The organism is Pseudomonas onubensis (genome assembly GCF_965653655.1).
In the GTDB taxonomy this organism is placed as follows: domain Bacteria; phylum Pseudomonadota; class Gammaproteobacteria; order Pseudomonadales; family Pseudomonadaceae; genus Aquipseudomonas.
Genome location: NZ_CBFHAZ010000169.1, coordinates 1 through 7,721 on the forward strand (window position 1 = coordinate 1; position 7,721 = coordinate 7,721).

The 7,721-nt window shown below is 52.5% G+C and carries 6 protein-coding genes; 2 read left to right on the plus strand and 4 right to left on the minus strand.

What is annotated here, in order from left to right:
- Window positions 1–153: 153 nt before the first annotated feature.
- Complete coding sequence (gene acs, locus ACTD9P_RS28915; RefSeq protein ID WP_438870324.1) at window positions 154–2,109, minus strand: acetate--CoA ligase; 1,956 nt, start codon at window positions 2,107–2,109, stop codon at window positions 154–156.
- A 397-nt stretch (window positions 2,110–2,506) separates the two neighbouring features.
- Here acs and ACTD9P_RS28920 point away from each other — a divergent pair, with 397 nt between their 5' ends.
- Entirely contained in the window at window positions 2,507–2,776 is a 270-nt protein-coding gene (locus ACTD9P_RS28920; RefSeq protein WP_438870325.1) for a DUF2790 domain-containing protein, read from the plus strand.
- Between the two features lie 576 nt (window positions 2,777–3,352).
- Window positions 3,353–4,603 (plus strand): ribonucleotide-diphosphate reductase subunit beta, encoded by a 1,251-nt coding sequence (locus ACTD9P_RS28925; RefSeq protein WP_017134657.1) that lies wholly within the window; start codon window positions 3,353–3,355, stop codon window positions 4,601–4,603.
- An 83-nt stretch (window positions 4,604–4,686) separates the two neighbouring features.
- Here ACTD9P_RS28925 and ACTD9P_RS28930 read toward each other — a convergent pair whose 3' ends face one another.
- The 3 genes from ACTD9P_RS28930 to ACTD9P_RS28940 form a co-directional block, all read right to left on the minus strand.
- The gene (locus tag ACTD9P_RS28930; protein WP_438870326.1) at window positions 4,687–5,025 is read right to left on the minus strand and encodes a hypothetical protein; all 339 of its coding nucleotides are present in this window, start codon (window positions 5,023–5,025) and stop codon (window positions 4,687–4,689) included.
- 659 nt (window positions 5,026–5,684) lie between these two features.
- Window positions 5,685–6,143: a very short patch repair endonuclease gene (locus ACTD9P_RS28935; protein ID WP_438870328.1), complete on the minus strand. Its 459-nt coding sequence runs from the start codon at window positions 6,141–6,143 to the stop codon at window positions 5,685–5,687.
- An 86-nt stretch (window positions 6,144–6,229) separates the two neighbouring features.
- On the minus strand, window positions 6,230–7,441 hold the full coding sequence (locus ACTD9P_RS28940; protein ID WP_438870327.1) for a type II restriction endonuclease: 1,212 nt from the start codon (window positions 7,439–7,441) through the stop codon (window positions 6,230–6,232).
- Between the last annotated feature and the right edge of the window lie 280 nt (window positions 7,442–7,721).

Genomic DNA, 7,721 nt, shown 5'->3' on the forward strand with positions numbered 1-7,721 from the left:
CGCGAATGCGGTGGGTCAGCTACATCTCTGCTCACTGATCCACCGCATTCGCGAGCAAGCCCGCTCCCACAGGGGATTTCCATCGTCTTCGAGCCGCACAAAAAAGCCCCGCCCGGCTCACGCCGAACGGGGCTTTATCTGACCCAGCCCGCCTTATGCGACGTTCATGGTCTTGTGCGTCTCAATCAAATGCGCCACCACACCTGGGTCGGCCAAGGTGGAGATATCCCCCAACCCGTCATACTCAGCCGTGGCAATCTTGCGCAGAATCCGGCGCATGATTTTACCCGAACGCGTCTTCGGCAGGCCCGGCGCCCACTGGATCACATCCGGTGAGGCAATCGGCCCAATCTCTTTGCGCACCCAGTTTTTCAGCTCCAGGCGCAGCGCTTCGTTCGGCTCTTCACCATTCTTGAGCGTGACATATACATAGATGCCCTGCCCCTTGATGTCATGGGGCACACCCACCACCGCCGCTTCGGCGACTTTCGGATGCGCAACCATCGCGCTTTCAATCTCGGCAGTGCCCATGCGGTGGCCGGAGACGTTCAACACGTCGTCCACACGCCCAGTGATCCACCAGTAGCCGTCTTCATCACGGCGCGCGCCGTCGCCGGTGAAGTACATGCCACGGAAGGTCTTGAAGTAAGTGTCGACGAAACGGTCATGGTCGCCATACAGCGTGCGCGCCTGGCCTGGCCACGAATCGAGGATCACCAGGTTGCCTTCGGCAGCGCCCTCGATGATGTTGCCAAGGTTGTCCACCAACGCTGGCACCACACCAAAGAACGGGCGTGCCGCCGAACCCGGCTTGAGTGCGTGGGCACCCGGCAGCGGGCTCATCAAGGTGGCGCCGGTTTCGGTCTGCCACCAGGTGTCGACAATCGGGCAACGGGATTGCCCGACATTCTTGTAGTACCAGTCCCAGGCTTCCGGGTTGATCGGCTCACCCACCGAACCGAGCAAGCGCAGGCTGCTGCCATCCACACCTTCGCAGGCAGCGGTGCCCGAAGCCATCATCGCGCGAATCGCGGTCGGCGCGGTGTAGAGGATATTGACCTTGTGCTTGTCGACGATCTTGCCCACCCGCGTGATATCCGGGTAGTTCGGCACGCCTTCAAACAGCAGCGTGGTCGCGCCGTTGGCCAGCGGGCCGTAGACGATATAAGTGTGGCCGGTGACCCAACCGACGTCGGCGGTGCACCAGTAGATTTCGCCCGGGCGGTAGTCGAACACACGCTCATGGGTCAGGGCGGCATACAGCAAGTAGCCGCCGGTGGTGTGCTGCACGCCTTTAGGCTTGCCGGTAGAACCCGAGGTGTAAAGGATGAACAGCGCTTCTTCGGCGCCCATCTCTTTTGGCGCACACACGGCGCCTGCCACTTTCATCAAATCTTCGTACCAGATGTCGCGATGCTGGTTCCACTTGATGTTGCCATTGGTGCGCTTGCACACGATGACTTTCTGGATGCTGCTGGTTTCCGGGTTGGTCAGCGCGTCGTCGACGTTGGCCTTCAGCGGAATTTTCTTACCGGCGCGGATGCCTTCGTCGGCGGTGATCACCACCTTCGACTTACAGTCGATAATGCGACCGGCCAGGGCTTCCGGTGAAAAACCGCCAAACACCACGGAGTGAATCGCACCGATGCGGGTACAGGCCAACATGGCGACCACGGCTTCGGGGATCATCGGCATATAGATAGTCACCACGTCGCCGCGATGCACATCCTGGCCACGCAGGGCGTTGGCGAACTTGCAGACTTCTTCATGCAGCTCGCGGTAAGTGATGGTGCGGCTTTCGGAAGGGTCATCGCCCTCCCAGATGATCGCCGCCTGATCGCCACGCTCGGCGAGGTGACGGTCCAGGCAGTTGTAGGAAACGTTGAGGGTGCCGTCGGCGAACCATTTGATGTCGACATGGTGGTCGTCGAAAGAGGTCTGCTTGACCGCAGTGAAAGGCTTGACCCAGTCAAGGCGCTTGGCTTGCTCGCGCCAGAAGCCATCGGGGTTGACCACCGACTGCTGGTACATGGCCTTGTAGGTCGCCTCGTCGGTCAGCGTGTTGGCTGCTACTTCGGGGCGAACGGGGTACAGGGAAGCCGCACTCATCTTTCTTACCTCGGTGACAATAGTTGTTTTTGTATGCCCTGTTGTAGCCGGGGCGCCCCCATAGAACCATTCGACGATGGTAGTAACAAGCCCCTACAAAATGCCCTGCTATGCCCTTTCAGGGCTCTGGCCCGCGCCCTGCGTGGCTTTCACGCCTGATGAAAAAACCTTTACCACGGGATTGTTACAAAAACCGCCAATAGTGTTTATCAAAAGCACGGGTATATGAATATAACCCGCAGGCCTAAAATCAACTCCGCCAACACGGCACCGTGATTAACACCGTAACAGCCCCCACGAAGGCAACGTTAATCCGAACTTCCCAACTCTTAAGTTACACACGCGGCCTCATAAGGGCCCCGTGACCCCTTTCGCCCTGAAGAAGGTAAAAACACAAATGAAAGCTTTAGTAGTTATGGCCCTCAGCAGCTTGTGCGCTACCGCCGCCCTGGCCGACGAAGCCCCGACTGAGCTGGCTGGACGCAACGCACCGGTAGTTGAAGACTACACTTACAGCACACACTTGGATGTTGCCAAAGTTTTATCCATGAGCAGCGTCCCGGAAGTGTGCCAGGTTGTACCGGTACAAATGGAATATGAAGATTCGCAAGGTCAGCGGCACATTCTTCAATATCAAGTCATGGGCAATGGTTGTTCTAACGGGTAATAACTTGTTTAGTCAGATCTAAACCCGGATCTTGGTCGCCGCAAGAAATCGTTCTTGCGGCCAAGAACCGCCCTCATGTCCACCCCGGACCCAATGTGGGAGCTGGCTTGCCTGCGATGGCGATCCCAGCCAAACCCATCCCACACAGCCCTTCCCAATTCCCCCTCCCCAGCCCTACAAAAACTATCCCACCGCCTGTCAAAAAATTCCTACCCCAGCAAAGCCTTGCAAACACACGCTCTGGCCGAAAACCACAGCATTTTGGCCCTCAATCGTGACCATCCACCGCAACACAAAGCCGATTTTTTCCCTATAATGCGCGGGTAAATCGGGCCTGCAATATCCCTTTACACTGGGATGAAGAGCCAGACCTGAGGCCTCCGCGCAAGCACGCGCCTGTCGCTGCGCACCTCAAGCCTCAAGCAGAACCCGTAACCCTATTCCGTTTAATTGCCTGCGCGAGCTGTTGCAACAAACGATTCCTTAAGATCCACCGCGGCCTCAGGGCCGTGTGAACACCCAACCATCCGGTTTCACACGGGCACCTTTGAGCCCTCACGCAGGAGACGACACGTCATGCTGAGCTGGGACGAATTCGACAAAGAAGAAGAAGGCGAAGTAGCCGCCAAAGGCGCCAACGCCGGCCACGCCACCGAAGCCAACATGGACCGCCTCGACGGTGCCGGCGCTGCCGCCGCCATCGAAGCCCGCGCCGTCACCGCCAACGACTCCGCCGCCATCGTGCGCGCCAAGGCCGCCCTGGACAAACTCGACGTCGCCGAAGGCCTCGCCGAACTCGAAGGCTCCGCCGCCCGCGTCGCCGTTGACGAAAAGCGCATGATCAACTGCCGCGCCGACCTCAACCAACTCGTACCCTTCAAGTACGACTGGGCCTGGCAAAAGTACCTCGACGGCTGCGCCAACCACTGGATGCCGCAAGAGGTCAACATGACCGCCGACATCGCCCTGTGGAAAAACCCCGAAGGCCTCACCGACGACGAACGCCGCATCGTCATGCGCAACCTCGGCTTCTTCTCCACCGCCGACTCCCTGGTTGCCAATAACCTGGTGCTGGCCGTATACCGCCTGATCACCAACCCGGAGTGCCGCCAGTACATCCTGCGCCAGGCCTTCGAAGAAGCGATCCACACCCACGCCTACCAGTACTGCATCGAATCCCTGGCCATGGATGAAGGCGAGATCTTCAACATGTACCACGAGATTCCATCGGTGGCCAAAAAGGCAGCCTGGGGCCTCAAGTACACCCGTTCGATCTCCGATCCAAAGTTCGAAACCGGCACCGTCGAAACCGACAAAGAACTGCTGCGCAACCTCGTCGCCTACTACTGCGTCCTGGAAGGCATCTTCTTCTACTGCGGCTTCACCCAGATCCTGTCCATGGGCCGCCGCAACAAAATGACCGGCGTGGCAGAACAGTTCCAGTACATCCTGCGTGACGAGTCGATGCACCTGAACTTCGGTATCGATGTGATCAACCAGATCAAAATCGAAAACCCGCATTTGTGGGATGCCGAGATGAAGGAAGAAGCGACCCAGATGATTTTGCAGGGGACGCAGCTGGAGATTGAATATGCGCGAGATACCATGCCGCGTGGGGTGTTGGGGATGAATGCGGCGATGATGGAGGATTATCTGAAGTTTATTGCTAATCGTCGGTTGTCGCAGATTGGTCTTAAAGAAGAATACCCAGGGACGACTAACCCGTTCCCTTGGATGAGTGAGATTATGGACTTGAAGAAAGAGAAAAACTTCTTCGAAACGCGTGTGATCGAGTACCAGACTGGTGGGGCGTTGAGCTGGGATTGATATAGAGAAAAAAGCCACCTAAACGGGTGGCTTTTTTATTGAAATTTTAAGCTAAAAAAAAAACAGAAAAGCACACCAACCTCTTAAAGCCTTGCCCAAGCTTCGTGAACAACATGATCGGGCGCTTGCTTCTTGAGCAAAACAAAATTAAGCCTATCGTTAGTATCATAACCTACGACAATATTATCTCCCTCCTCGGCTTGCTCCATAACTACATTGGTTTTAAAGTAAAGCCTATGCTCAGTACGAGAAGGATGGGCCTCGCGCGCATCATACCAAGTAATGCCAGTTTCACACTTTACAGCGGAGCCCCTTACAGAGAACGTAGCTGGCGCGGAGAATCTCTTTTCCCCGAATAAATCTTTTAGCTCTTTCACCCCATTAAACTCATGTTGATTATGACCTATCAGGATCAGCTTCAACCGCAGTAAGCGTTTTAAGGCACGACACTTTAAACCTAACAGTACCAAAATTCATAACCACTCCTTTGCAACTTTCAGCAAAACATTAAGAACAGACAAAGAAACTGAATTACCATGCATACTTATAGACCGCGCTCCCTGAGCGCTACCATGCTCCCCCAGAAAACACCATCATCTGGCCATCACTCCAATTTATAGTCGCCTACGCAGCAAAAATCAATCCTTCCCTAATGTGCTATTCGCAAAAATGACTTATAGGGAGCCTTGCCTAAAGTTCACGGGCGGGCACACCATAACATCTACGGCTTTACGCAGTGCTCAGCCATCTCGGTACTTTTTAATGTAAAGGGAGAAAATATTCGAAAAATCCGGTGAGTACAGGACGCAATTAAAGCCGCAAACAAAAAAAGTAAATAATTCCAAAATATCATACTTCGCCGACTGATCAATTTATCCACCTGAGCTTTCTAGCTCGCGCCGTGGCACTTTAAAATCAACTAACTATCTACCCAAAATACTAGTAGCCATAGCATCTTAAACCCAGGTGTTTTACAGATTTGCGAAAACACGCCAAAAACATTCACGCTCACACATTAAGAAAGCCTGGAAAAAACCATGAAAATATAGCAACCATTATCATTTTCGCCTCCCCCCTACGACTACGACATTGCTTTAGCCGGCTTATCTGGCCAAACTTGTAACGCTTCGTCAAAGTTAACGATCATTTCATTCAAGAATCTTAGCTCATCTCGCAAATGCTTCAAACCACACTCCCAAACAACAATAACCCTCCAACCCTCCGCATTTAACAGGGAAATTTGCCTCTGATCCCTTGAGATATTCCCATTTAACTTCTCCTCCCAAAAATCACGACGACTACTAGGAGAGGTTGCGTATACACAGTTTGCATGACGATGCCAAAAACAACCATGCACAAATATGACCAGTTTATACTTGGGCAAAACCAAGTCAGGCTTACCGGGTAAATCCTTATGGTGAAGTCTATAACGGTAACCACAGGCGTGGAGATAACGTCTCACAATCAATTCAGGCCTTGTATTCTTCCCAAGAATACCCGCCATCATTCGAGACCTTGTCACACCATCTACAACATCTATCATTCCACACCTATCTTATAGCTGATATCTACATTTGCGCATCCTCAGACGCTACATTTTCCCGTAGTGATCCAACCGTAGGTACTTCATCGGATTAATTTAGTCTCTACTATGAAATCGTTTAACGTCATAAGCTTACCCCGCACTTCTTCAGGGTATTTTGTATGCAAAGGCCTGGGAACCACCAGTGTGACTTCCGCATCTTCCATCTCAGAAAATTGATTAGGAGAAACACCCTCTTGTAGCGTAAAAAGATGAATTCCTTCTACTCTATTGGCCTCATTTAAAGCTTGGCGCCAGCGGTCCTTGCAGGTCGTCTTGACGGCCAGCATACGCAAACTCTCCTCGGGAAATGCAGGATCATGATAGTCAGCGCATGAAGGAAATATAAAGTCAGGTCGTTTGTTACCTTCAGTTCTGCACTGCGAACTAAAACTCTCCAGCCCGAACTGTCGAAAGATATGCTCAAGATGTATCTCTAGAGATCTTCCAGACCGCGATTTACGTCGATTGCTGACTGAGTTCGCTACTTGCATGAAGTCATCAACAGAACTGAAGCCCTTCTGAACCCGATGCAGAATATGAAGCTTCTCAATTTGCCGGAACAATTTATATTCGTTCTCACGCCGCTCGATGATCAGATCATCAGGCGTTGTTTTGCTAAAACGAAATACTGAGGGAAGATAGGCAATAATTTCCTCACCACTTGGAAACCTGTCTTCCCAGAGTGGAGGAATCACAACACGACTAGGTTCTTTATCCAGACCTGCAGCGAAACCAGCAAACAGTCTATCCCCTCTGTCAAAAAGTGAACTGCCGGGAATCACTTCGCCAATTTTATTCTCAACAAACTCCTCCTCCTCCAGACTCTTGCATATCCAGATATCTAGAAACTCGGAATCCCGTCCTAAATGGGGCACATGAAATGCAAAGATTGCTAATGCTCCCGTGTTCTCGGGGTCTTGGGCGGGGCTATTCCTGAAATCTGTATTCCATCTGGTCAAACGATGTTCGTTGCGTTTTCCCGTCCCATCGAAGTGGCGGTTGTTGTAGTAAATGCCTCTCAGCGTCTGCTCTGGAAAACTATGTGACGTGATCTGCGCCGTCAGACTGCAGTCAGGATTCAGACAACAGGTGCTCGAAATAGACGGTAGTGCTGTGGCCACAACAGCTTTGGGCACATAAATACCTACCCCGTTCCCCCCTGTAAGTCCTGTGTCGTTAGCTGAAAGCCGCTTGATGAATATCCACCATTCATCTTGATTCTTGTCTTCAATCCATTGGGATAGGTTTGTCATGGGTAGGCCGCTAAAAAATTGTCGAATAAAAAATTTCCGACAGATTCGCAGAATTGCCTTTCGGAGAGAAGCCTCAGGTGGAGAGATAAAAAAAGACCTGCCACATTGCTCAGATCTTTATTCATCAATTCTCAGAGAGAGCGAAAGTGGTGCGTGTAGTGGTCTAATGAAACCGGACACCCATTTAGGCGAGAATGCTCGCCAGATCGAGGTGTCAGATGACCAAACAACGCCGCTCCTTTACTCCTGAATTCAAACGCGAGGCTGCCGACCTCGTGCT